Raw genomic sequence first — 22,070 nt, 5'->3', positions numbered from 1 at the left:
CGCAAGAATGACCGACCGGCCGCAACAGGATGCCGCCAACAGCATGTGGGGCGGGCGCTTTGCCGCAGGTCCCGACGCGATCATGGAGGCGATCAACGCCTCGATCGGCTTCGACCGGCGGCTCTACGCCCAGGACATCCGGGGCAGCCGGGCCCATGCGGCGATGCTGGCAGCAACAGGCATCATCAGCGATAGCGACGCGCAGGCGATCAGGGAAGGCCTGCTCACCGTCTTGTCAGAGATCGAGGCGGGGGATTTTCCGTTCAGGACCGAACTGGAAGACATTCACATGAATGTCGAGGCGCGGTTGAAGGAGATCATCGGCGAACCGGCGGGGCGGCTGCACACGGGGCGGTCCAGGAATGACCAGGTGGCGACGGATTTCCGGCTGTGGGTGCGCGACCAGTGCGACGCGGCCATCGACGCGCTGCGGGCGCTGATCCGCACCGCGCTGGCGCAGGCCGAGGCGGGGGCGGATTGGGTCATGCCGGGCTTCACCCATCTGCAAACCGCGCAGCCGGTGACCTGGGGCCATCACATGATGGCCTATGTCGAGATGTTCGGCCGCGACCTGTCGCGGTTCCAGGACGCGCGTCGGCGGATGAACGAATCGCCCCTGGGCGCGGCGGCGCTGGCCGGGACGGGCTATCCCATCGACCGCCATGCCACGGCCGAGGCGCTTGGGTTTGACGCGCCGATGGCCAACAGCCTGGACGCGGTGTCCGACCGCGATTTCGCGCTGGAGTTCCTGTCGGCTTCTTCGATCTGCGCCGTCCACCTGTCGCGGCTGGCGGAAGAGCTGGTGATCTGGTCGTCCGCCCAGTTCCGCTTCGTGTCGATGTCGGACAAGTGGTCCACCGGGTCGTCGATCATGCCGCAGAAGCGCAACCCCGACGCCGCCGAACTGATCCGCGCCAAGATCGGCCGCATCCTGGGGGCGACGGTGGCGCTGTTCACGGTGATGAAGGGCCTGCCGCTCGCCTATTCCAAGGACATGCAGGAGGACAAGGAACAGGTCTTCGACGCCGCCGACAGCCTGATGCTGGCGCTGGCCGCGATGACCGGGATGCTGTCGGATCTCACCGCCAACCGTGAGAAAATGGAGGCTGCGGCCTCGGCGGGCTTTTCCACCGCGACGGACCTGGCCGACTGGCTGGTGCGCGAACTGGGCCTGCCGTTCCGCGACGCCCATCACGTCACCGGGTCGCTGGTGGCCTTGGCGGAACGCAAGGGCTGCGACCTGCCCGACCTGACGCTTTCCGACATGCAGGGGGTCCATGCGGGGATCACCGATAAAGTCTTCGGCGTCTTGGGCGTTCACAATTCCGTCGCCTCGCGGCAAAGCTATGGCGGCACGGCGCCCGATCAGGTGCGCGCGCAGATCACCCGCTGGAAAGGAAAACTGGCATGAAATGGATGGCGATTCTGGCGGTGGCGGCCCTGGCGGCCTGCGGCGTCGATGGCCCGCCCGAGCGTCCGACGGCGCCCAAGACTGCGCCGAAATCCAACGTCTCGATTTCCGGGCACGCCACCATGGGCGTGATCACGGAGCTTTAATGGACCATTTCAACTACCACGGCGGCGAACTGCATGCCGAGGATGTGCCCCTGTCGCGCATCGCGGCCCAGGTCGGCACCCCGGTCTATGTCTATTCGGCGGCCACCCTGACGCGGCATTTCGGCCTGTTCCGGCAGGCGCTGGACTGGACGGATCACCTCGTCTGCTTTGCCGTCAAGGCCAACAGCAACCTGGCGGTGCTGAAGCTGCTGGGCGATCTGGGTGCGGGGATGGACGTGGTGTCGGGCGGGGAATACGCGCGGGCGAAGGCTGCTGGCGTGCCCGGCGACCGGATCGTCTTTTCCGGCGTGGGCAAGACGCTGGCCGAGATGCGGCAGGCCATCGAGGGCGGGATTCGCCAGGTCAACCTGGAAAGCGAGCCCGAGATGCGCGCGCTGTCGGCGCTGGCCGACAGCATGGGCGCCGTGGTGCCCGTGGCGGTCCGCGTGAACCCGGACGTTGATGCGAAAACGCACGAGAAGATCGCCACGGGAAAATCCGAGAACAAGTTCGGCATTCCCATCGCGCGGGCGCGCGAGGTCTATGCCGAGGCGGCGTCGCTGCCCGGTTTGCAGGTCGTCGGCGTGGACGTGCATATCGGCAGCCAGTTGACCGACCTGGACCCGTTCCGCGCGGCCTATGCCAAGGTCGCGGACCTGACGCGCGCCCTGCGGGCCGACGGCCATGCGATCACGCGGCTGGACCTGGGGGGCGGGCTTGGAATCCCCTATCGCCGCGACAACAACGCGCCGCCCCTGCCCATCGAATACGGCCAGGTGATCCGCGACACGGTGGGCGACCTGGGCTGCGAGATCGAGATCGAGCCGGGCCGCAACATCGTCGGAAATGCGGGAATCCTGCTGTCGCAGGTGATCTATGTGAAAGAGGGCGAGGGACGGGACTTCCTGATCGTGGACGCCGCCATGAACGACCTGGCCCGCCCGGCCATGTATGGCGCGCATCACGACATCGTTCCGGTGGTCGAGCCTGCGGTGGGCGCATCGGTCCGGCCTTTCGACGTGGTGGGGCCGGTCTGCGAATCGGGGGACACCTTCCAGAAGGGCGCGGAGTTGCCCGACATGGCGGCGGGCGACCTGATCGCCTTCCGCTCGGCCGGGGCTTACGGGGCGGTGATGGCGTCGGAATACAATTCCCGCCCCCTGGTGCCCGAGGTCCTGGTCAGCGGCGATCACTTCGCCGTCATCAGGGCAAGGCCGACATTTGAGGAAATGCTGGCCCGGGATAGCATCCCGGAATGGCTTTGACGCGGCACCCCGATGTGACGTCGCAGCCGGGGGCGCTGCCCCCGGACCCCCGGGATATTTTCATGAAGAAGAAGGGGCCTGTCGCCCGCGCCCTGCGCCTGACCCGCTGGGGGATGGTGTGGGAACAGGCGGCGCGCGCCTTCTGGCCGCTGGCCACCGTGCTGGCCCTGGTCTTTGCCGCCTTCGCGCTTGGCGTTGTGGCCGCCGTGCCCGGGCCGGTGCTGCCCTGGCTGGCGGGCGCCGTGCTGCTGGTGCTGGTCGGCGTGGCGGTCCGGGGCGGGATGCGCTTTCGCCGGGTGCGCATGGCGGATGCCCTGGACCGGCTGGACCGCACCCTGCCGGGGCGGCCCCTGGCGGCGCTGTCGGACCACGCGGCCATTGGCGGCGAAGGGGCCCTGTGGCAGGCGCATCTGATGCAGATGCAGGCGCGCGCGGCCTTTGCGCAGGCGGTTCGCCCCGATGCGGGGCTGGCGCGGCGCGATCCCTTTGCCCTGCGGCTGGCGGGGTTGGTGGCCCTGGTCATGGCGCTGGTCTTTGGCGGTGCGGCGCAGATGGGGCAGGGGATCGAGGCCCTGGCCGCGACCGTGTCCCGCCCGATGGCGGATGCGGTGCCGGTGGGGCCAAGCTGGGAAGGCTGGGCCGAACCCCCGGCCTATACCCGCCGCCCGACGATCTACCTGAACGCCTTGGCCGAGGGGCAGCCCTTGGACCTGCCCAAGGGCAGCGCCGTGACCTTCCGCCTGTATGGAAACGGTGCAACCGTCACGCAGGACATCGGCCCCGCGATCGGCGAGGATCCGCAGGCCCCCGGCTTCCGGGCCGAGCAGTCGGGCGCGATCGAGGTCGCCGGGCGGCGCTTGGACGTGACGGTGCTGCCTGACAATGCCCCGGCGATCCGGGCCGGGGCCGCTCCGGTGCGGCGCGCGGACGGCCGGATGGTCCAGGATTTCGAGGCCAGCGACGATCACGGCGTCGCCTCGGGCCAGGCGGTGATCGCGCTGGATCTGGCCGCCGTGGACCGCCGCTTCGGCCTGGCCATCGACCCCGAGCCGCGCCAGCCGGTCGAACTGGCCCTGCCCCTGCCGCGCGGCGACCGCCACCAGGTCAAGGGCCAGCTGACCGAGGATCTGTCGCGCCACCCCTGGGCCAACCTGCCGGTCAGCGTCAGCTTGCGCGCCCTGGACGGGATCGAGCAGGTGGGCCAGGCCGAACCCATGCGCACCGTCCTGCCGGGGCGGCGCTTCTTCGACCCCCTGGCCGCCGCGCTGATCGAGATGCGGCGCGACCTGCTGTGGTCGCGCGAGAATGCCGGGCGCAGCGCCGAGATCCTGCGCGCCGTGACCTGGCAGCCCCAGGGATTTGTCGAACAGCCGCTGTATCTGGAACTGCGCGGCGCGGTCACGCTGCTGGAGGGCGAGAGGCTGACCGACAAGGCCCGCGACGACCTGGCCGAGGCGCTGTGGCAGGCCGCGATCCAGCTTGAGGATGGCGGGCTGTCCGACGCCCTGGAACGGATGCGCCAGGCGCAGGAAAAGCTGTCCGAGGCGATCCGCAACGGCGCCAGCCCCGACGAAATCCAGCGCCTGATGGATGAGCTGAAAGAGGCAACGGATGCCTATACGCAGATGCTGGCGGAACAAGGGCAGCAGGATCCGGCGGAACGATTCACCGGGGAACAGCAGGGCCAGCAGATCACCGGCGACCAGATCCAGCAGATGATGGACGAAATCCAGCGCCTGATGAACGAGGGCCGCATGGCCGAGGCGCAGGAATTGCTGGAACAGTTCAACCGCATGATGGAAAACCTGCAGGTCCGGCAGGGCCAGGGCGGCGAAGGGCAGGGCCAGGGCAGCAGCGGCAACCAGCCGATGAACCGCCTGGCCGAGACCCTGCGCGAACAGCAGCGCCTGTCGGACGAGGCCTTCCAGGACATGCAGGACCAGTTCGGCCAGGGCCAGATGGGCCAGCCCTCGCCCAATGCCGAAGGACTGGCCGACCGCCAGCGCCAGTTGCGCAATCAACTGGGCCAGCAGCAGGGATTGCTGCCGGGCCAGGGGTCCGAGGGCGGCGACGCGGCACGGCGGCAACTGGACGAGGCGGGCCGGGCGATGGAGGATGCCGAACGGGCGCTGCGCGAAGGCGATACCGGCGGCGCCTTGCAGCGCCAGGCCGATGCCATCGAATCGATGCGCGAGGGGATGCGCGCCCTGGGCGACATGCTGAACCGGCAAAGCCAGGGCCAGCAGGGGCAACAAGGACAGCAGCAGGGGCAGGAAGGCCGGCAACCCGGCGGCGGCGACCGTGCGGGTGCCCAGGGGCAGAACTATGACCAGCGCCCCGCCCTGGATCCGCTGGGCCGCCAGCGCGACGGCAACGGCAATGTCATCGCCGGAGGCGACCCGCTGGCCGAGGGCGTCGATCCCGCGCGCCGCGCCCGCGACCTGCTGGACGAAATCCGCCGCCGCAGCGGCCAGCCCGAACGCCCCGAGGCGGAACGCGATTACCTGGGCCGGTTGCTGGACCGCTTCTGATCAGCGGGCCGGCCCGGTCACGCGGTCCTGAAGCCACAGCCGCGCCTCGTCCACCTGCCCGCGAAGCTGCATCAGCCCCTCGCCCAGGGAACCTTGCTTGGACAACGCCGGGGCCAGCAGGTAGAGCGCCACGCAGGCGGCGGCCAGCATGGCGGCCAGGCCGAAGCCTGCCGCATAGCCCGTGCGCGCGGGGGACGAGGCAGGAACCGGCGCAGGGGAAGACATCTGGTCCGGCAGGGGGCGTTCCGCCTGCGGCAGGGGTTCTGCCGGTTCCGTCCGCATGGGTTGTGCGGGCGCGGGTGCGGGACTGGCCGGTGCAGGCACGGGCGCGACCGGCCTTGGATCGACATGGCGCGTGATGGCCGTGGTGATGGTCGTGGCGGGCCATTCCGGGTCCAGCCCCACGCGGGGCAGGGCGGACGAGGCGGGCAGGGGGGCCGCCTCGCCCTCGGCCGCGCGGGCGCGGCGTTCGTGTTCGACCTCGTCGCGCAAGATGTCCAGGACGGACGCGGGCAGGGGGCGGCTCAACCTGGGCTGGTCCTCGGCCGGGGCCGAGGGGCGGGGCGGGTCGCCTGCGGGCGGAAGGCTGGGGGGTTGGGCCGTGGCATACCACACATGGCCGCAGGCGCTGCACTCGACCTCGCGCCCCTCGGGGGGGATCGCGGTGTCGGGCAGGCGGTATTCCGCGGCGCAGCCCGGACAGATCAACCGTATTTCCGCCATCCCGACCCCTCGCATTCGCCTTGTGGCTGTTCTATCAAGCGCGGAACCGGCTTCCAAGCCGGGCGGGGGCGGAAAGCAGGAAAGGAACGGCGCTTGATCGAGATGCGGGATGTCGGCTTCGGCTATGGCGGGACCGAGCTGTTGTCGAATATGACGCTGACGCTGCAGTCGGGCATGTTCCATTTCCTGACCGGCCCCTCGGGGTCGGGCAAGACCACGCTTCTGCGCCTGTGCTATGCGGATCTGCTGCCCACGACGGGGCAGATGACCGCCTTTGGCGAGGATGTGCGGCAGTTGTCGCGCGACGGCATCGCCGACCTGCGGCGCAGGATCGGGGTCGTGCATCAGGACACGCAGTTCCTGGACCACCTGCCCGTGGCCGAGAACCTGGCCCTGCCGCTGACGGTTGCCGGGCAGGAGGTGGACATGGAGGCGCTGCGCGACCTGCTGGGATGGGTCGGCCTGACCCAGCACGCCCGCGCCCTGCCGCCGTCTTTGTCGGGGGGCGAACGGCAGCGGGCGGCGCTGGCGCGCGCGGTGATCCTGTCGCCCGACCTGATCCTGGCCGATGAACCCACGGGCAACCTGGACTGGGACATGTCGATGCGCCTGATGCAACTGCTGATCGAGCTGAACAAGTCGGGCAAGACCGTGCTGGTCGCGACCCATGACCTGAACCTGATCCGTTCGACCAAGGCGCAGGTCTCGGCGCGGGTGCTGCGGATCGCGAACGGGACGCTGCAACTGGCGGGGGCAGATCTGTGATGGGGACCGATTTTCGCGCATTGAACCTGAGGGCGCTGTGGCAGGGCCTGATCCGCGACAGCGGGCCGGGGGACCGGATCGTGCCGCCCACGGGCGTAACGGCGCAACTGACGCTGTTCTCGGCGGGCGCGATGGCGTTCCTGGCGGTCTTCGCGCTGGCCCTGGCGCTGGCGACGGGGCGGCTGGCCGAACGCTGGTCCAGCGAGCTGGCGGGGTCGGTGACGGTCCGCGTCAGCGCGCCCATGGGCGAACAGGACGCGGCGGCCCGGGCCACGATGCAGGTGCTGTCCACGACGCCAGGGGCGGGCCAGCCGCGCCTGCTGCCCCCCGACGAGGTGGCCGGGCTGCTGGCACCCTGGTTCGGCCCTGACATGCCCGTGGATGCGCTGCCCGTGCCCGCCCTGATCGAGCTGCCGGTCGCGGGCGACGATTTCGACGCCCAAGGGCTGCGCCTGCGGCTGGAGGCCGAGGCGCCCGGTGCGGTGCTGGACGATCATACCCAATGGCGCCGTCCGCTGGTGACGGCGGCCAACCGGCTGCGGGTGCTGGGCATCGTGTCGCTGCTGCTGATCGCGGCGGCATCCGCGTCGATGATCACGCTGGCGGCCAAGGCGGCCTTGGCGGCGAACGGCCAGGTGATCCGCGTGCTGCGGCTGATCGGGGCGCGCGACATCACCATCGCCACGGCCTTCGTGCGCCGCTTCACCAAGCGGGCGGCCATCGGCGCGATGGCCGGCACGCTTTGCGGCATGGCAGGCATCGCCATGCTGCCGGGGATGGACGCGGCGGGCGGGTTCCTGACGGGCCTCGGCTTTCAGGGATGGGGCTGGCTGCTGCCGCTGCTGATCCCGGTCGTGGCCGCCGCCGTCGGGTTCTTCGCGACCCGCTGGGCGGCGCTGAAGATGCTGGGGGCCGTGCGATGAGCGGGCGGGCCGTGACGGGGCGGGCGGCCTCGCCCGTGCCCGGCCCGCTGACGGCCTGGCAATACGTGCAGAACGCGCTTTACTACCTGCATGTCGCGGGGGCCACCGTGGTGATCGGGTTGCTGGGCCTGCCCGAACTGCTGCGGCATGGCCGGGCGGGCGCGAACCGGGTGGCGACGCGCTGGATCGGCTACATGCTGTGGGCCGCGCGGCTGCATCTGGGCGTCAGTTGCGAGATCCGCGGCACCCCGCCGACCGAGGACTGCATCATCGCCGCCAAGCACCAGTGTTTCCTGGACATCCTGGTCATCGCCCATGCCGTCCCCCGCCGCGCCTTCATCATGAAGCGCGAGGTGATGCGCGTGCCGATCATGGGCTGGTATGCCTGGAAGACCGGCTGCATCCCCATCGACCGCACCAAGGGCCGCGACGCCATGCGCGCCATTTCCGGCGAGATCAACCGCCGCCTTGCGGGCGAGGGGTTGGGACAGCTGATCATCTATCCCGAGGGCACGCGCACGAAGCCGGGCGAACGCCGCCCCTACAAGCACGGCGTCAGCACCATCCGCGCGGCCACCGGCCTGCCGGTCGTGCCGGTCGCGGTCAACACCGGCCTGTTCTGGCCGCGCAAGGGATGGGGCATCCGCCCCGGCCGCGCCGTGGTCGAGTTCCTGCCGGTCCTGCCCCCCGAGGTTCCGTCCGAAGGCTTCATCCCCCGGCTTGAGGCCGAGGTCGAGACCCATTCCGACCGCCTGATGGCCGAGGCGGGGTTCAAGGGCGAAACGGCGGCGGTGGCCTGACCCTCAGGCGACCAGGCTTTTCGCGCCCATGTCCAGGAATTTCTGGCGGCGGTCCTTGATCAGGTCGGCGGGTTTCCTGCCGGTCAGGTCGGACAGCATGGCGGCAATCTCGTCCCCCACGGCCTTGATGGCGGCGGCGGGGTCGCGCTGCGCGCCGCCCACGGGTTCGGCGATGATGCGGTCGATCACGCCCAGCTTCTTCAGATCCTGCGCGGTCAGGCGCAGCGCCTCGGCCGCGTCGCGCATCCGCTCGGCGTCCTTCCACAGGATCGAGGCGCAGCCTTCGGGCGAGATCACCGAATAGATCGAATGTTCCAGCATGGCGATGCGGTTGGCCGTGGCGAAGGCCACCGCGCCGCCCGACCCGCCCTCGCCGATGATGACGCTGACCAAGGGCACGCCGATTTCCAGGCATTTCTGGGTGCAGCGGGCGATGGCCTCGGACTGGCCGCGCTCCTCGGCCCCCTTGCCGGGATAGGCGCCGGGGGTATCGACCAGCGTGATCACCGGCAGCTTGAAGCGGTGCGCCAGATCCATCAGGCGGATCGCCTTGCGGTATCCTTCGGGGCGGGCCATGCCGAAGTTGTGGTGGATGCGCGTCTTGGTGTCGTTGCCCTTTTCGTGCCCGATCACCACGCAGGGCGCGTCGTTGAAGCGCGCGAGACCGCCCATCACCGCATGGTCGTCGCCAAAGGCGCGGTCGCCCGCCAGGGGGGTGTATTCGGTGAACAGCGCCTCGACATAGTCGCGGCAATGCGGGCGGTCGGGATGGCGCGCGACCTGTGTCTTGCGCCAGGGATCCAGCGATTTGTAAAGGTCGCGCAGCAGGTCGGCGGATTTGCGGTCCAGCGCCGCCGCTTCCTTTTCCACATCCACGGTGTTTTCGGATTTGCGGCCCAGCGCGCGAAGCTCCTCGGCCTTGCCCTCGATATCGGCAAGCGGCTTTTCGAAATCCAGATAGACCATGCGGGGTGTGCCTTCGGGTGTGTTCGGGTTTGCGCCCCTATATGATCGCAGGGGCGCGGGATTGCAACGCCGGGGGACTTCGCGTCCCCCGGACCCCCTGCGGGATATTTGGACCAAAGTGAAAGGGTCGTCTCAGGGCAGAATTTCAACGGTCGTGCCGATGCGGGCGGCGGCAAAGAGTTCGCGGATGTCGCTGTCCGATATCGCGATGCAGCCCGCCGTCCAGTCGCCGGGCAGGGTTTCGCCGTCGGGCCGTTCGTTCGGCTGGCCGTGGATGAAGATGTCGCCGCCGGGATCGACGCCCAGGGCCGCCGCGCGGGCGCGGTCCTGCGGGCGGGGGTAATCCAGGCCGAGGGACAGGTGATAGGCGCTTTTGGGGTTCACGCGGTCGATGGTGAAGCGCCCCTCGGGCGTCTTGCCGTCGCCCTGTTGGCGCTTGTCGCCGTCGGGCGCGAAGCCGAGCGCGATGGGATAGGTCTTCAGCACCTGGCCGTCGCGGAAGGCGGTCATGCGGCGGGCGGATTTCTGGATCACGATATGGTCCACCGGGCCGGTCAGGGGTGTGGCGGGGGGTGGCACGGGCCGCTGCGGCTGCGGCGCCAGCATCAGCCAGGCTGCCGCCAGCAGGACCAGCAGCGTCAGGGCCGAGAAAAGCCGCGCAAGTCCCCTCATTGCAGGTCGGCAAAGGCCTGTTGCAGGCGCTCCACGGCCTCGGCCACGCGGGCGCGGGGGGTGGCGATGTTGAAGCGCAGGAAGGTTTCCCCGCCGGTGCCGAAGGTCGCGCCGTGGTTGGCGGCGATGCGGGCGTTTTTCTCGACCCGGGCGGTGAATTCGGCGGGCGCCATGCCGGTGCCCCCGAAATCGACCCAGGACAGGTAGGTCGCCTGCAGGGGCATGGACCGCAGGCCGGGAATTGCGCGGATGCCCTTGTCAAACAGCCGCCGGTTGCCGTCGAGGTAATCCACCAGCGCATCCACCCAGGCCGCGCCTTCGGGCGAATAGGCCGCCGTCACCATGTCCATGCCGAACAGGCCCGGAGAGATGCCGCGCGCCATCAGCGCGGCCTTGAAGCGGTTGCGCAGGCCCTCGTCCGCGATGATGGCGTTGCCGATATGGGCGCCCGCGATGTTGAAGGTCTTGGTGGCCGCCGTCAGCGTCACCAGCCGGTCCGCGATGTCGGGGCAGGCGGTGGCGGTGACGCTGTGCCTGTGGCCGGGCATGACGAGGTCGCAGTGGATCTCGTCCGAGACCAGGATCAGGTCGTGGCGGATGCAGAAATCGGCGACCTCGCGCAGTTCCTCGGGCGTCCAGACGCGGCCCCCGGGGTTATGGGGGGAGCAAAGGATCAGCAGCTTTTCCCGGCCCGTGAGGCGGCTTTCCCAGGCGGGCCAGTCCATCCGGTAGAGGCCATCGTCCTGCGCCAGCGGCAGTTCCACCACCTCGCGGCCCGATGCGCGGATGACGCGGGCGAAGGCGTGATAGACGGGCGACATCACGATCACGCCGTCGCCGGGTTGGGTATAGGCGTCCAGCGCCATCGCCACGCCGTTGACCAGCCCCGCGCAGGTCAGGATCCAGCCGGTGTCGATCTGCCAGCCGTGGCGGTTGTCCATCCACCAGCGGATCGCATCCAGATAGGGCGGGTTCGCGCCGGGATAGCCATAGATGCCATGGGCGGCCACGGATTCCACCGCGCGCTGGACGGCGGCGGGGGGGCGGAAGTCCATGTCCGCGACCCACATCGCCAGCCCGCCGTCGTCCGGCGACACGCCATAGGCCGTCTGCATGTCGTCCCATTTGGAGCATCGGGTGCCCACGCGGTCGATGATCTGGTCGAAATCGGGTTCCATGGTCCTGCCTGCGCGCTGTTTTCCCCTTGCATACGCCGCTTGTTGCTTATGGTGAAGCCTTGCCCTACATCGCGGATATGAGCAGCCTGCGCCCCATCCTGATCCATCCCGACCCGCGCCTGAAGAAGGTCTGCGCGCCTGTCGCCCGCATCACGCCCGAGATCGAGGCCCTGGCCGCCGACATGCTGGCCACCATGTATGACGCGCCGGGCGTGGGCCTGGCCGCGCCGCAGGTGGGCGTCCTGTTGCGCATCTTCGTGATGGACGCGACCCGCGACCCCGAGGCAGAACGCCGCCCCCTGGTGCTGGTGAACCCCGAGGTGACCTGGTCGTCCGAGGAGCAGAACACCTATGAGGAAGGCTGCCTGTCGATCCCGGACCAATATGCCGACGTGACGCGGCCGAAACAGGTGCGGCTGCGCTGGCTGGGCCTGGACGGCAAGACGCATGAGGAGGAGTTCGACGGGCTGTGGGCGACCTGCGCGCAGCACGAGCTGGATCACCTGAACGGCGTCCTGTTCATCGACCACCTGTCGGCGATCAAGCGCCAGATGATCACCCGCCGCATGGTCAAGCTGAAGCGGGAAAAGGGGCGCGCGTGACTGTCCGTCCTTTTCTGCCCTATTCCGACCGCCGCCTGCATATCCCGGCCGAATCGGTCGAGGCCGTGACCGAGACGGTGCGGATGATCTGGGACGACATGATCGACACGATGGAGGCGATGCCGGGCGTGGGCCTGGCCGCGCCGCAGATCGGGATCATGCTGCGGCTGGCGGTTGTCGATGCGTCCGACAAGCGCGGGCAGGCGGTGCGCATGGCCAATCCCGAGGTGCTGCACGCCAGCGTCCAGTTCCGCAGCCATGAGGAAGCGAGCCCCAACCTGCCCGGCGTCTCTGCCCCCATCAGCCGCCCCCGCGCGGTGACGGTGCGGTTCCTGAACGACGCGGGCGAGGTCGAGGTACGCGATTTCGTCGGGCTTTGGGCGACCAGCGTGCAGCACCAGATCGACCATCTGGACGGGCGGGTCTATGTCGATCACCTGTCGCCCCTGCGGCGCAAGATGCTGGTCGCGAAATCGGCGAAGCTGGCGCGGCGTTAGGAAAGCCGGGGGCCAGCCCCCGGACCCCCGGGATATTTATGGTCCAATGCAGGAGGCAGGATGCGCGTGATCTTCATGGGAACGCCCGAGTTTTCGGTGCCCGCCTTGCGCGCCATCGCGGCGCGGCATGAGGTGGTGGCGGTCTATTCGCAGCCGCCTCGGGCGGCGGGGCGGGGGCAGAAGCCGCGTCCCTCGGCGGTGCAGAGCGCGGCGGAGGAGTGGGGGATCGCCGTGCGCACGCCGCTGCGGCTGCGGGACGAGGATGAGCAGGCAGCGTTTGCGGCTTTGCAGGCCGATGTGGCGGTGGTCGTGGCTTACGGCCTGATCCTGCCGCAGCCGGTGCTGGATGCGCCCCGGTTGGGGTGCCTGAACATCCATGCGTCCTTGCTGCCGCGCTGGCGGGGGGCGGCGCCGATCCATCGGGCGGTGATGGCAGGGGATGCGGAAACCGGCGTCGCCATCATGCAGATGGAGGCGGGGCTGGATACCGGGCCGGTGCTGGCCTGTGCCCGGACGGGGATCGGGGCCGAGGAAACCACCGCCGACCTGCACGACCGGCTGGCCGTGATGGGGGCGGCGCTGGTCGTCGACGTGCTGGACCGGCTGCCCTTGCCCACCGTGCCGCAGGCGGCAGACGGCGTGACCTATGCCGCCAAGATCGACAAGGCCGAGGCGCGGGTGGACTGGTCGCGCCCGGCTGTCGAGGTGGACCGGCTGATCCGGGGGCTGTCGCCCTTTCCCGGCGCCTGGTGCGAGATCGCGGGCGAGCGGGTAAAGCTGCTGCGCAGCCGCGTTGTCGCGGGGCAGGGGGCGCCGGGGCAGGTGTTGTCGGGGTTTGCGGTCGCCTGCGGGGACGGCGCGGTCGAGGTGCTGGAGGCGCAGCGGTCGGGAAAGAAGCCGATGGCTGCGGGGGAACTGCTGCGCGGGTGGGGGCTTCCGGCGCGGTTTGATTAGGGGGCTGGCGGGAGGGAACCCCACCTTGCGGGCCTGACCGGCTGGGGTCAGCCGATCAAGGCTGCGGGCTGAACTGCGCCACAAGGCGCTGATATTTGTGCGGATAGAACTTGCGGTAAAGCAGGTGCTCACGCCGGCACAGCTTCATCATCGTGTCGGGCCCAAGCGTGGCTTGCAAGCCCCCTGCGGTTTCCGCGATGTTGATCTTGTCGTTTCGGACCAGGAAGTCCTCGGCCTTTTCGGGATCGAAAAGATCGGGGTAGCGCGCGACGAGCTTGCGCAGGTCGTCGGAAAGGGTTTCCTGCCAAAGCACGTCGGTCCAGATGCGGCGTTTGCGGTAGCGGCCCAACAGCGCATCAGGCGGCGTGTCGGCAAGCGTCGCCAGGGGCCAGCGCAAGGCCAGCAGCAGGTGGCGAAAGGTCATGAAGCCGATGCCCAGGGTCTTGGCCGGGGCCACGAAGTCGTCATGCAGCGCGCCCGAGTATTCGGGATCCAGCAGGATCTGCACGAATTCCTCGAACCCGTCCTGGGTCGGCCGGTAAATCTCGCCGCAGCCGAGCTGGACGAGGCGGTGGTGCAGCCCGCCCCGGCCATCCAGCCCGTATCGGTAAAGCGACAGGTATTGCGCCAGCGGATCCCGGACCGAGATGACATGAACCGCCGATGGATCATAATCGTAACGGACCGGGCGATGCTGGCTGAACCGCCGCTCGGGCAGGCGGCACGCCGCCCTCAGGAAAGCGGTGACGAAGGTCGAGCCGGTCTTCTGGACATCGAGATAGACGAGCCCACCGAAATCCAGCACCGGCTAATCCCCCAGGGCAAGGGGGGACGCCAAGCCGCCGGCCGCGACGGGACGCACGGTCATATCGCGCCGTGGCAATGCTTGAACTTCTTGCCGGACCCGCAGGGGCAGGGGTCGTTGCGCGAGGGGTTGCCCCAGGTGGCGGGATCCTGTTCGTCAAAGCCCTGGACCAGCGGTTCGGGCGTCACCGCGTCATCGTCGGACTGGCGTTCCGCGCCGTGTTCCATGGTCAGGTGTTCCTGCGCGGCCTTCTGTTGCTGGGCCATCTGGCGCAGCATGTCCTCGCGCTCGGCCTCGGTCAGGGGGCGGATTTGCGCCAGGCGCTGCGTCACGTCGAAGCGCAGACTGTCCAGCATCGTCTCGAACAGCTGGAAGGCCTCGGTCTTGTATTCGGACAGGGGATCGCGCTGCGCATAGCCGCGGAAGCCCACGACCGACCGCAGGTGTTCCAGCGTCAGCAGGTGGTCGCGCCATTTCCCGTCGATCATCTGCAACAGCACCTGCTTTTCGATCTGGCGCATGTTTTCCGCACCGAAGGCGGCGGCCTTGTCCGCCTGATAGGTGTCGGTCGCCTGTTCGATCCGTTCGCGGATGATGTCCTGGTCCACGCCTTCCTCGGCCGCCCAGTCGGCGACGGGCAGGTTCATGTTCAGCCGTTCGCGGATGGCGGTCTTCAGCCCCTCCAGATCCCATTGTTCGGGATAGGATTTCGGCGGCATGTGTTCGTCGATCAGGTCGTCGATCACCTGGTGGCGCATGTCGGCGGTGATCTCTCCCACCTCGGTGCTGTCCATGATCTCGCGGCGCTGGCTGAAGATCGCCTTGCGCTGGTCGTTCATCACGTCGTCGAATTTCAGCAATTGCTTGCGGATGTCGAAGTTGCGGCCCTCGACCTTGGCCTGGGCGCGTTCCAGCGACTTGTTGACCCAGGGGTGGACGATGGCCTCGCCTTCCTTCATGCCCAGGGTGGACAGGACCTTGTCCAGCCGTTCGGAGCCGAAGATCCGCATCAGGTCGTCGTCCAGCGACAGGAAGAACAGCGACCGGCCGGGGTCGCCCTGACGCCCCGAACGGCCGCGCAGCTGGTTGTCGATGCGGCGGGATTCATGGCGTTCGGTGCCCAGCACGAACAACCCGCCCGAGGCCAGAACCTTTTCCTTGTCGGCGGCGTGTTCGGCCTCGATCCGGGCGCGGATGTCGTCGGGGTTCGCTTCGGGGTCGGCCTTCAGCGCCTCCAGCACCTTCATTTCCACGTTGCCGCCCAACTGGATGTCGGTGCCGCGCCCGGCCATGTTGGTGGCGATGGTGACGGCGCCGGGCTTGCCCGCGTCGGCCACGATCTGCGCCTCGGCCTCGTGCTGGCGGGCGTTCAGGACGTTGTGGGGGATGCCTTCCTTTTGCAGCATGGCCGACAGCATTTCCGATTTCTCGATGCTGGTGGTGCCGACCAGGGTGGGCTGGCCCTTGGCATGGGCGTCCTTGATCGCCTCGATCACGGCGGCGTATTTCTCGGCCGCGGTGCGATACACGCGGTCGTGTTCGTCCACGCGCGCGACGCCCCGGTTGGTGGGCACCTCGACCACGCCCAGCTTGTAGATTTCGGCGAATTCCTCGGCCTCGGTTGCCGCCGTGCCGGTCATGCCCGCCAGCTTGTTGTAAAGCCGGAAGTAGTTCTGGAAGGTGACGCTGGCCAGCGTGACGTTTTCCGGCTGGATGGTCACGCCTTCCTTGGCCTCGATCGCCTGGTGCAGACCGTCGGACAGGCGGCGGCCCTTCATCATCCGGCCGGTGAATTCGTCGATCAGCATCACCTCGCCGTCGCGGACCATGTAGTGCTGGTCCTTGTTGAACAGTTTCCAGGCGCGCAGGGCCTGATTGGCGTGATGGACGATGGTGGTCGATTCCGGGTCATACAGCGTCTGGTCCGGGGGCAGAATGCCGTCGGCCTGCAGGCGGGTTTCCAGGAACTCGTTGCCTTCCTCGGTGAAGGTGGCGTTGCGGGCCTTCTCGTCCAGCTTGTAATGCTCTTCGGTCAGAAGCGGGATGTACTGGTTCAGCGTGACATACAGCTCGCTGCGGTCCTGCGACGGGCCCGAAATGATCAGCGGCGTGCGCGCCTCGTCGATCAGGATACTGTCCACCTCGTCCACGATGGCGAAGTTGTGGCCGCGCTGGACCATTTCCTCGACGCTGCCCTTCATGTTGTCGCGAAGGTAGTCGAAGCCCAGCTCGTTGTTGGTGGCATAGGTCACGTCGGCGGCATAGGCCTGACGCTTCTCGGGCTCGGGCTGGAAGGGATAGACCACGCCCGTGGTCAGGCCCAGCTGGCGGAACACCTTGCCCATCCAGTCGGCGTCGCGTTTCGCCAGATAGTCGTTGACGGTGACGATATGGACGCCCTTGCCGGTCAGCGCGTTCAGATAGGCCGGGAAGGTCGCGACCAGGGTCTTGCCCTCGCCCGTCTTCATCTCGGCGATGTTGCCCTGGTGCAGGAAGATGCCGCCCATCAGCTGCACGTCGAAGGCCCGCAGGCCCAGGGCGCGGCGCGCGCCCTCGCGGCAGTTGGCGAAGGCTTCGGGCAGGATGTCGTCCAAGCTCTCGCCCCCCGCCACGCGGGTCTGGAACTCGCGGGTCTTCTCGACCAGTTGCTGATCAGACAGCGGGCGGAACTGATCCTCCAGCGCGTTGATGCGGGCCACCAGCCCGCGCGTTCCCTTGACCTTGCGGTCATTGGGGCTTCCAAAGACCTTCTTCGCCAGATTACCGATGCCGAGCATATAGACCTTCGCAATCACGTTGTTGGGAAAGGCGTATCCGGCCGGGCCCACTTGCCGCGACCTGCCGCATTGCCGTATCAGGGGCCTGAACGAAAGCGGCGGCGGCGCCTTCCACGGAGTTGGACCGGGATCTATGCCTCGCCTGCCCCACTGTCAACGCTGGCCCGTGCATGGGCCGCTCTGAGCGAAGGAATCCCCATGCTGAAGACCTCGATCCTGGCCGCCCTTCTGGCCGCCGCGCCGCTGGCCGTCCTGGCGCAGGACAAGGGCGCCGACACGGTCGTGGCCACCGTCAACGGCACGCCCATCACCCTGGGCGAGATGATCGTGATGAAGGAAGCCGCGTCCCAGGATCCCCAGATGGCCGCCATGGGCGACGCCGCGCTGTATGAAATGATGCTGGACCAGCTGATCCAGCAGACCGCCGTGGCCGGTGCGGGCAAGGAAAGCGCCGGCGTGCGCGCGCAGCTGGAAATCCAGCGCCGCAACACGCTGGCCGCCGCCGCCATCGCCGAGGTGACCAAGGCCCAGCCCACGGATCAGGAAATCCAGGCCGCCTATGACGGGCTGTTCGCGTCAGCCGAGCCCACGACCGAATATTCCGCCGCCCATATCCTGGTCGATACCGAGGAAAAGGCGAAGGGCATCAAGGCCCAGCTGGACGGCGGCGCCGATTTCGGCACGCTGGCCGAGCAGAACTCGACCGGGCCCAGCGGTCCGAACAAGGGCGACCTGGGGTGGTTTTCCGCCGACCAGATGGTCAAGCCCTTTGCCGACGCGGTGGCCGGGATGGAAAAGGGCCAGATCTCGGATCCGGTGCAGACCGAATTCGGCTGGCACGTCATCAAGCTGAACGACACGCGGATGCGCGAGGCCCCCAAGCTTGAGGACGTGCGCGACCAGATCAGCCAGATGGTGCTGCGCGACAAGGTGCAGGCGGAAATCCAGCGCCTGACCGGCGAGGCGACGGTCGAGAAGACCGAAGGCATCGACCCCGCATGGCTTGGCAAGACCGATCTGCTGGAGGCCGAATGATGGGCAAGGCCGGGCTTTCCGTCTCGCCCCTGGCGCCCGCGCGCTTTCCCGACCTGCCGGTGATCGCGGGCGTCGAATTCGCCAGCGGTGCCGCAGGCGTGAAGTATCAGGACCGCACCGACGTGACCCTGATCCGCATCGCGCCGGGATCGACCCTGGCCGGGGCCTTTACCCGGTCGTCCACCCGCGCGGCCTGCATCCTGGACAACCAGGCCAAGCTGGCCGGGGGCGGCGATGCGCCCGAGGGCGCGGCGATCATCGTCAATTCCGGCAACGCCAATGCCTTCACCGGCGCGCAGGGCCAGGAATCGGTGGATGCCGTGACGGGCGCGGTGGCGCGGGCCACGGGCGTTCCGGCGGGTCGGGTGTTCTCGTCCTCGACCGGGGTGATCGGGGAACCGTTGCCCCATGACCGGATCGTCGCAATCGTGGGGGCTCTGGCGGCATCGCTGGACGCGGGCGGCATTGCCGACGCGGCCCGCGCGATCATGACGACGGATACCTTCCCCAAGGGGGCCTCGGCGGTGATCGAAGGCGAGGGCGGTCCGATCCGCATCGCGGGCATCGCCAAGGGATCGGGCATGATCGCGCCCGACATGGCGACGATGCTGGTCTATGTCTTCACCGATGCCGCCATCGCCGCGCCCTTGTTGCAGCAGGCGCTGTCGTCGGGGCTGGACACGACCTTCAACGCGATCACGGTGGACAGCGACACCTCGACCTCGGACGCGCTGATCCTGGCGGCGACGGGGCGCAGCCCTGCCGCGCCGATCACGTCGCTTGAGAGCGGCGTGGGCGCGGCCTTCGTGACCGCCCTGCACGGCGTCATGCGCGACCTGGCGCAGCTTGTGGTCCGCGACGGCGAGGGCGCGACGAAATTCGTCGAGGTGCAGGTGACGGGCGCGGCCTCGGACGCCGATGCCCACAAGGTCGCCATGGCCATCGCCAACTCGCCGCTGGTCAAGACTGCCATCGCGGGCGAGGACGCGAACTGGGGCCGCATCGTTGCCGCCGTCGGCAAGTCGGGGGCGCAGGCCGACCGCGACCGCCTGACCATCCGCTTCGGCGACATGGTCCTGGCCGAAAACGGCTGGCGCTCGCCCTCCTATGACGAGGCCAGGGCCAGCGCCTACATGAAGCGGCAGGATCTGGTGATCGCCGTCGATCTGGGCTTGGGGCAGGGCGCGCGGACGGTGTGGACCTGCGACCTGACCCACGGCTATATCGACATCAACGCCGATTATCGGTCGTGAAGACGGTCCTTGTCGCCGCCGTGGCGCTGATCGACGCCGACGGGCGCGTGCTTCTGGCGCAGCGCCCGAAAGGCAAGTCGATGGCGGGCCTGTGGGAATTTCCCGGCGGCAAGGTCGAGCCGGGAGAAACGCCCGAGGCCGCCCTGATCCGCGAACTGCACGAGGAGCTGGGCATCGACACCTGGACCTCGTGCCTGGCGCCCCTGACCTTTGCCAGCCACGGCTATCCCGATTTCCACCTGCTGATGCCGGTCTTCGCCTGCCGCCGCTGGCAGGGAATCGCCCATCCGCGGGAAGGGCAGCAACTGGCCTGGGTCCGTGCCGCCGATTTGCGCAACTACCCCATGCCGCCAGCCGACGTGCCGCTGATCCCGATGTTGCAGATGTGGCTTTGAAGTCGCAAATCCGGGCCGTTTTTCCAAACTGCCCGCAAAATGTCGTAGATCGCCGCTTCGTTAATTCCTTGTGAACGCTTTCATGCCACTCTGAAGCCAGAGGGAACAAGAGGGCTTGACATGATTCGCACGATCTCCATCGGCAGCCATATTCTTGTCCAGGGGCTTTTCGAATGTCTGGCCCCCAACGGGAACATGGTCGTTCGCATCGGCAAACGCACCTTTGAAGGAAAGCCGGTCACGCGCTGAACCAAAGGCACCACGACAAACAAAAGGGGCGGCCATCGGGCCGCCCCTTTCCATTCCGGGCCGATCGAGCCGCCGCCTTACAGGCTGCGCTCGACCTCCTCGCGCTCGAAGATCTCGATGATGTCGCCCTTGCGGATGTCGTCGTAGTTCTCGAAGGCCATGCCGCATTCCTGGCCCGAGATGACTTCCTTCACCTCGTCCTTGAAGCGTTTCAGGGTCTTCAGCGTGCCTTCGTGGATCACCACGTTGTCGCGCAGCAGGCGCACGCCCGCCGAACGACGCGCCACGCCTTCGGTCACCAGACAGCCCGCGACATTGCCCACGCCCGTGACGCGGAAGACTTCGCGGATTTCGGCATAGCCGATGAAGTTCTCGCGCACTTCGTTGGACAAGAGGCCCGAGGCCGCCGCCTTGATGTCGTCCACCAGGTCGTAGATGATCGAGTAATAGCGGATCTCGACACCCTTCTGGTTGGCCGAGTTGCGGGCCGGGGCATTGGCGCGGACGTTGAAGCCGATGACCGGGGCCTTGGACGCCTCGGCCAGACCCACGTCGGATTCGGTGATCGCGCCGACGCCGTAATGCAGGACGCGGACGCGCACTTCCTCGTTGCCGATCTTTTCCAGGGCCTGCACGATGGCTTCGGCGGAACCCTGCACGTCGGCCTTCACCACCACCGGCAGTTCGGACACGCTTTCATCGGCCTTGGCCTTGGCCATCAGCTGTTCCAGCGTGGTCGCGGCACCGGCGGCGGCGCGCTTGTCCTTGGTCTGCTGGATGCGGTAATCGGCGATCTCGCGCGCCTGCGCCTCGGTTTCGACCACGTTCAGCACGTCGCCCGCGGCGGGGGTGCCGTCCAGGCCCAGAACCTCGACCGGGACGGAGGGCCCGGCCTCGTCCACGCGCTCGCCCTTGTCGTTGATCAGCGCACGCACCTTGCCCCACTGTTCGCCCACGACAAAGATGTCGCCGCGCTTCAGCGTGCCGTTCTGGACCAGGACGGTCGCGACCGGGCCACGGCCCACGTCCAGCTTGGCCTCGATCACGGCGCCCTGGGCAGGACGGTTGGGGTTGGCCTGCAGTTCCAGGATCTCGGCCTGCAGGGCGATGGCTTCCAGCAGCTCGTCAAGGCCCTGGCCGGTCTTGGCCGACACCTCGACATCCTGCACGTCGCCGGACATCTTCTCGACCACGACCTCCTGGTGCAGCAGCGAGGTGCGCACCCGGTCGGGATCGGCCGAGGGCTTGTCGATCTTGTTGATCGCCACGATCATCGGCACCTTGGCCGCCTTGGCGTGGTTGATCGCCTCGATGGTCTGCGGCATCACCGCATCGTCGGCGGCAACCACCAGCACGACAATGTCGGTCACTTGCGCGCCGCGCGCCCGCATCGAGGTGAAGGCCGCGTGGCCCGGCGTGTCCAGGAAGGTCAGCACCGCGCCCGAGTCGGTCTTGACCTGATAGGCGCCGATATGCTGGGTGATCCCGCCCGCTTCGCCGGACACGACGTTCGCCTTGCGGATCGCATCCAGAAGCGAGGTCTTGCCGTGGTCCACATGGCCCATGATCGTGACGATCGGCGGGCGGGGCAGCAGATCCTCGGCCTTGTCCTGGACGGTGTCGATGACCTGTTCCACGTCGGCGTCCGAGACGCGGACCGCCTTGTGGCCGAATTCCTCGATCACCAGTTCGGCGGTGTCGGCGTCGATGGCCTGGTTCATGGACACCATCATGCCCATCTTCATCAGCGACTTGACCACATCGGCGGCGCGTTCCGCCATGCGGTTGGCCAGTTCCGACACCACGATGGTTTCGGGCAGCTGCACGTCGCGGACCTGCTTTTCGGGCCGGACGTTGCCCATGGCCTTCTGCCGGGCGCGGTCCTGCTTGCGCTTCATCGCGGCCATGGACCGCTGGCGGCCGCCTTCGCCGTCAAGCGCCTGGTTCAGGGACAGGCGGCCGGTGCGGCGGCTGTCCTCGGCCTTGGCCTTGGCCTTGGCATCGCTGTCGCCGGCCACGTCGCGGCGCACGCGGTCGGTGCGGCGGGGGCCCGCCGCCACGCCGGGCTTTTCGGCACGCGCGGCCGCAGCCTCGATCGCGGCGCGGTCGGGGGAAGCGGGCCG

Annotated in this window: 21 protein-coding genes; 14 read left to right on the top strand and 7 right to left on the bottom strand. The window is 68.3% G+C overall.

The genetic code is table 11. From position 1 onward, the window contains the following. Positions 1–7: 7 nt before the first annotated feature. The 4 genes from argH (at position 8) to JX613_RS16215 (ending at position 5,353) form a co-directional block, all read left to right on the top strand. Positions 8–1,411, top strand: coding sequence for an argininosuccinate lyase (gene argH, locus JX613_RS16230; RefSeq protein WP_207102511.1), 1,404 nt, complete (start codon positions 8–10; stop codon positions 1,409–1,411). Beyond that, a complete protein-coding gene (locus tag JX613_RS16225) occupies positions 1,408–1,557 on the top strand; it encodes a hypothetical protein (protein ID WP_207102510.1) in 150 nt (49 codons plus the stop codon). Before argH ends, JX613_RS16225 begins: the two co-directional genes overlap by 4 nt. Beyond that, positions 1,557–2,822, top strand: coding sequence for a diaminopimelate decarboxylase (gene lysA / locus JX613_RS16220; protein ID WP_207102509.1), 1,266 nt, complete (start codon positions 1,557–1,559; stop codon positions 2,820–2,822). The genes JX613_RS16225 and lysA overlap by 1 nt, the downstream gene beginning before the upstream one ends. Positions 2,823–2,884: 62 nt before the next feature. Next, on the top strand, positions 2,885–5,353 hold the full coding sequence (locus tag JX613_RS16215) for a DUF4175 domain-containing protein (RefSeq protein WP_237168632.1): 2,469 nt from the start codon (positions 2,885–2,887) through the stop codon (positions 5,351–5,353). Here JX613_RS16215 and JX613_RS16210 read toward each other — a convergent pair whose 3' ends face one another. Continuing rightward, a complete protein-coding gene (locus JX613_RS16210) occupies positions 5,354–6,076 on the bottom strand; it encodes a zinc-ribbon domain-containing protein (protein WP_207102508.1) in 723 nt (240 codons plus the stop codon). 93 nt (positions 6,077–6,169) lie between these two features. Between JX613_RS16210 and JX613_RS16205 the strand changes: the two genes are divergently transcribed. Genes JX613_RS16205 through JX613_RS16195 form a run of 3 tightly spaced genes read left to right on the top strand, consistent with a single transcriptional unit; the run spans position 6,170 to position 8,564 of the window. Beyond that, positions 6,170–6,841 carry a cell division ATP-binding protein FtsE gene (locus JX613_RS16205; RefSeq protein ID WP_207102507.1) on the top strand — a complete coding sequence of 224 codons (672 nt, stop codon included), beginning with the start codon at positions 6,170–6,172 and terminating at the stop codon, positions 6,839–6,841. Beyond that, entirely contained in the window at positions 6,841–7,764 is a 924-nt protein-coding gene (locus JX613_RS16200) for a cell division protein FtsX (protein WP_237168630.1), read from the top strand. Before JX613_RS16205 ends, JX613_RS16200 begins: the two co-directional genes overlap by 1 nt. After that, positions 7,761–8,564 (top strand): lysophospholipid acyltransferase family protein, encoded by an 804-nt coding sequence (locus JX613_RS16195; protein ID WP_207102505.1) that lies wholly within the window; start codon positions 7,761–7,763, stop codon positions 8,562–8,564. The genes JX613_RS16200 and JX613_RS16195 overlap by 4 nt, the downstream gene beginning before the upstream one ends. A 3-nt stretch (positions 8,565–8,567) precedes the next feature. Here JX613_RS16195 and JX613_RS16190 read toward each other — a convergent pair whose 3' ends face one another. The 3 genes from JX613_RS16190 to JX613_RS16180 all read right to left on the bottom strand — a co-directional run bounded on the left by JX613_RS16190 (position 8,568) and on the right by JX613_RS16180 (position 11,380). Next, positions 8,568–9,530: an acetyl-CoA carboxylase carboxyltransferase subunit alpha gene (locus JX613_RS16190; RefSeq protein WP_207102504.1), complete on the bottom strand. Its 963-nt coding sequence runs from the start codon at positions 9,528–9,530 to the stop codon at positions 8,568–8,570. Positions 9,531–9,662: 132 nt separating this feature from the next. Continuing rightward, the gene (locus JX613_RS16185; RefSeq protein ID WP_207102503.1) at positions 9,663–10,202 is read right to left on the bottom strand and encodes a L,D-transpeptidase family protein; all 540 of its coding nucleotides are present in this window, start codon (positions 10,200–10,202) and stop codon (positions 9,663–9,665) included. Continuing rightward, positions 10,199–11,380 carry a MalY/PatB family protein gene (locus JX613_RS16180; RefSeq protein WP_207102502.1) on the bottom strand — a complete coding sequence of 394 codons (1,182 nt, stop codon included), beginning with the start codon at positions 11,378–11,380 and terminating at the stop codon, positions 10,199–10,201. Before JX613_RS16180 ends, JX613_RS16185 begins: the two co-directional genes overlap by 4 nt. Before the next feature lie 77 nt (positions 11,381–11,457). Here JX613_RS16180 and def (JX613_RS16175) point away from each other — a divergent pair, with 77 nt between their 5' ends. Genes def (JX613_RS16175) through fmt form a run of 3 tightly spaced genes read left to right on the top strand, consistent with a single transcriptional unit; the run spans position 11,458 to position 13,433 of the window. After that, positions 11,458–11,982: a peptide deformylase gene (def, locus tag JX613_RS16175; RefSeq protein ID WP_207102501.1), complete on the top strand. Its 525-nt coding sequence runs from the start codon at positions 11,458–11,460 to the stop codon at positions 11,980–11,982. After that, entirely contained in the window at positions 11,979–12,479 is a 501-nt protein-coding gene (def, locus tag JX613_RS16170; RefSeq protein WP_207102500.1) for a peptide deformylase, read from the top strand. Before def (JX613_RS16175) ends, def (JX613_RS16170) begins: the two co-directional genes overlap by 4 nt. Positions 12,480–12,539: 60 nt before the next feature. After that, positions 12,540–13,433, top strand: coding sequence for a methionyl-tRNA formyltransferase (fmt, locus tag JX613_RS16165; RefSeq protein ID WP_207102499.1), 894 nt, complete (start codon positions 12,540–12,542; stop codon positions 13,431–13,433). Positions 13,434–13,488: 55 nt separating this feature from the next. Here fmt and JX613_RS16160 read toward each other — a convergent pair whose 3' ends face one another. Beyond that, on the bottom strand, positions 13,489–14,238 hold the full coding sequence (locus JX613_RS16160) for a hypothetical protein (RefSeq protein ID WP_207102498.1): 750 nt from the start codon (positions 14,236–14,238) through the stop codon (positions 13,489–13,491). A gap of 59 nt (positions 14,239–14,297) precedes the next feature. After that, positions 14,298–17,015 carry a preprotein translocase subunit SecA gene (gene secA, locus JX613_RS16155; protein ID WP_207102526.1) on the bottom strand — a complete coding sequence of 906 codons (2,718 nt, stop codon included), beginning with the start codon at positions 17,013–17,015 and terminating at the stop codon, positions 14,298–14,300. A 198-nt stretch (positions 17,016–17,213) separates the two neighbouring features. On the opposite strand from secA, the gene JX613_RS16150 reads away from it, so the two are divergent. From JX613_RS16150 to JX613_RS20190, 4 genes are all read left to right on the top strand, one after another. Then, positions 17,214–18,050 (top strand): peptidylprolyl isomerase, encoded by an 837-nt coding sequence (locus tag JX613_RS16150; RefSeq protein WP_207102497.1) that lies wholly within the window; start codon positions 17,214–17,216, stop codon positions 18,048–18,050. Beyond that, complete coding sequence (gene argJ / locus JX613_RS16145; protein WP_419538841.1) at positions 18,014–19,303, top strand: bifunctional glutamate N-acetyltransferase/amino-acid acetyltransferase ArgJ; 1,290 nt, start codon at positions 18,014–18,016, stop codon at positions 19,301–19,303. Before JX613_RS16150 ends, argJ begins: the two co-directional genes overlap by 37 nt. Beyond that, the gene (mutT, locus tag JX613_RS16140) at positions 19,300–19,698 is read left to right on the top strand and encodes an 8-oxo-dGTP diphosphatase MutT (RefSeq protein ID WP_207102496.1); all 399 of its coding nucleotides are present in this window, start codon (positions 19,300–19,302) and stop codon (positions 19,696–19,698) included. The genes argJ and mutT overlap by 4 nt, the downstream gene beginning before the upstream one ends. A 120-nt stretch (positions 19,699–19,818) precedes the next feature. Beyond that, positions 19,819–19,947, top strand: a complete 129-nt coding sequence (locus JX613_RS20190; protein ID WP_268942789.1) for a hypothetical protein — start codon at positions 19,819–19,821, stop codon at positions 19,945–19,947. 77 nt (positions 19,948–20,024) lie between these two features. Here the strand turns inward: JX613_RS20190 and infB are convergent. Continuing rightward, the coding region (infB, locus tag JX613_RS16135; RefSeq protein WP_207102495.1) for a translation initiation factor IF-2 at positions 20,025–22,070 on the bottom strand (2,046 nt) is incomplete at its 5' end.

It is taken from the genome of Paracoccus shandongensis, from assembly GCF_017315735.1.
GTDB classification, from domain to species: Bacteria; Pseudomonadota; Alphaproteobacteria; order Rhodobacterales; family Rhodobacteraceae; genus Paracoccus; species Paracoccus shandongensis.
The sequence above is the reverse complement of the archived record's forward strand: the minus strand, read 5'-3'. Positions and strand labels throughout refer to the sequence as shown.

Bases quoted from the DNA above. Each gene is read 5' to 3' on its own strand.
- JX613_RS16215 (WP_237168632.1), top strand. From the start codon at position 2,885: ATGAAGAAGAAGGGGCCTGTCGCCCGCGCCCTGCGCCTGACCCGCTGG.
- lysA (WP_207102509.1), top strand. From the start codon at position 1,557: ATGGACCATTTCAACTACCACGGCGGCGAACTGCATGCCGAGGATGTG.
- JX613_RS16180 (WP_207102502.1), bottom strand. From the start codon at position 11,380: ATGGAACCCGATTTCGACCAGATCATCGACCGCGTGGGCACCCGATGC.
- secA (WP_207102526.1), bottom strand. From the start codon at position 17,015: ATGCTCGGCATCGGTAATCTGGCGAAGAAGGTCTTTGGAAGCCCCAAT.
- JX613_RS16200 (WP_237168630.1), top strand. From the start codon at position 6,841: ATGGGGACCGATTTTCGCGCATTGAACCTGAGGGCGCTGTGGCAGGGC.
- argJ (WP_419538841.1), top strand. From the start codon at position 18,014: ATGGCTTGGCAAGACCGATCTGCTGGAGGCCGAATGATGGGCAAGGCC.
- def (WP_207102501.1), top strand. From the start codon at position 11,458: ATGAGCAGCCTGCGCCCCATCCTGATCCATCCCGACCCGCGCCTGAAG.
- JX613_RS20190 (WP_268942789.1), top strand. From the start codon at position 19,819: ATGATTCGCACGATCTCCATCGGCAGCCATATTCTTGTCCAGGGGCTT.
- fmt (WP_207102499.1), top strand. From the start codon at position 12,540: ATGCGCGTGATCTTCATGGGAACGCCCGAGTTTTCGGTGCCCGCCTTG.
- JX613_RS16190 (WP_207102504.1), bottom strand. From the start codon at position 9,530: ATGGTCTATCTGGATTTCGAAAAGCCGCTTGCCGATATCGAGGGCAAG.
- JX613_RS16225 (WP_207102510.1), top strand. From the start codon at position 1,408: ATGAAATGGATGGCGATTCTGGCGGTGGCGGCCCTGGCGGCCTGCGGC.
- JX613_RS16185 (WP_207102503.1), bottom strand. From the start codon at position 10,202: ATGAGGGGACTTGCGCGGCTTTTCTCGGCCCTGACGCTGCTGGTCCTG.
- JX613_RS16195 (WP_207102505.1), top strand. From the start codon at position 7,761: ATGAGCGGGCGGGCCGTGACGGGGCGGGCGGCCTCGCCCGTGCCCGGC.
- JX613_RS16210 (WP_207102508.1), bottom strand. From the start codon at position 6,076: ATGGCGGAAATACGGTTGATCTGTCCGGGCTGCGCCGCGGAATACCGC.
- JX613_RS16150 (WP_207102497.1), top strand. From the start codon at position 17,214: ATGCTGAAGACCTCGATCCTGGCCGCCCTTCTGGCCGCCGCGCCGCTG.
- argH (WP_207102511.1), top strand. From the start codon at position 8: ATGACCGACCGGCCGCAACAGGATGCCGCCAACAGCATGTGGGGCGGG.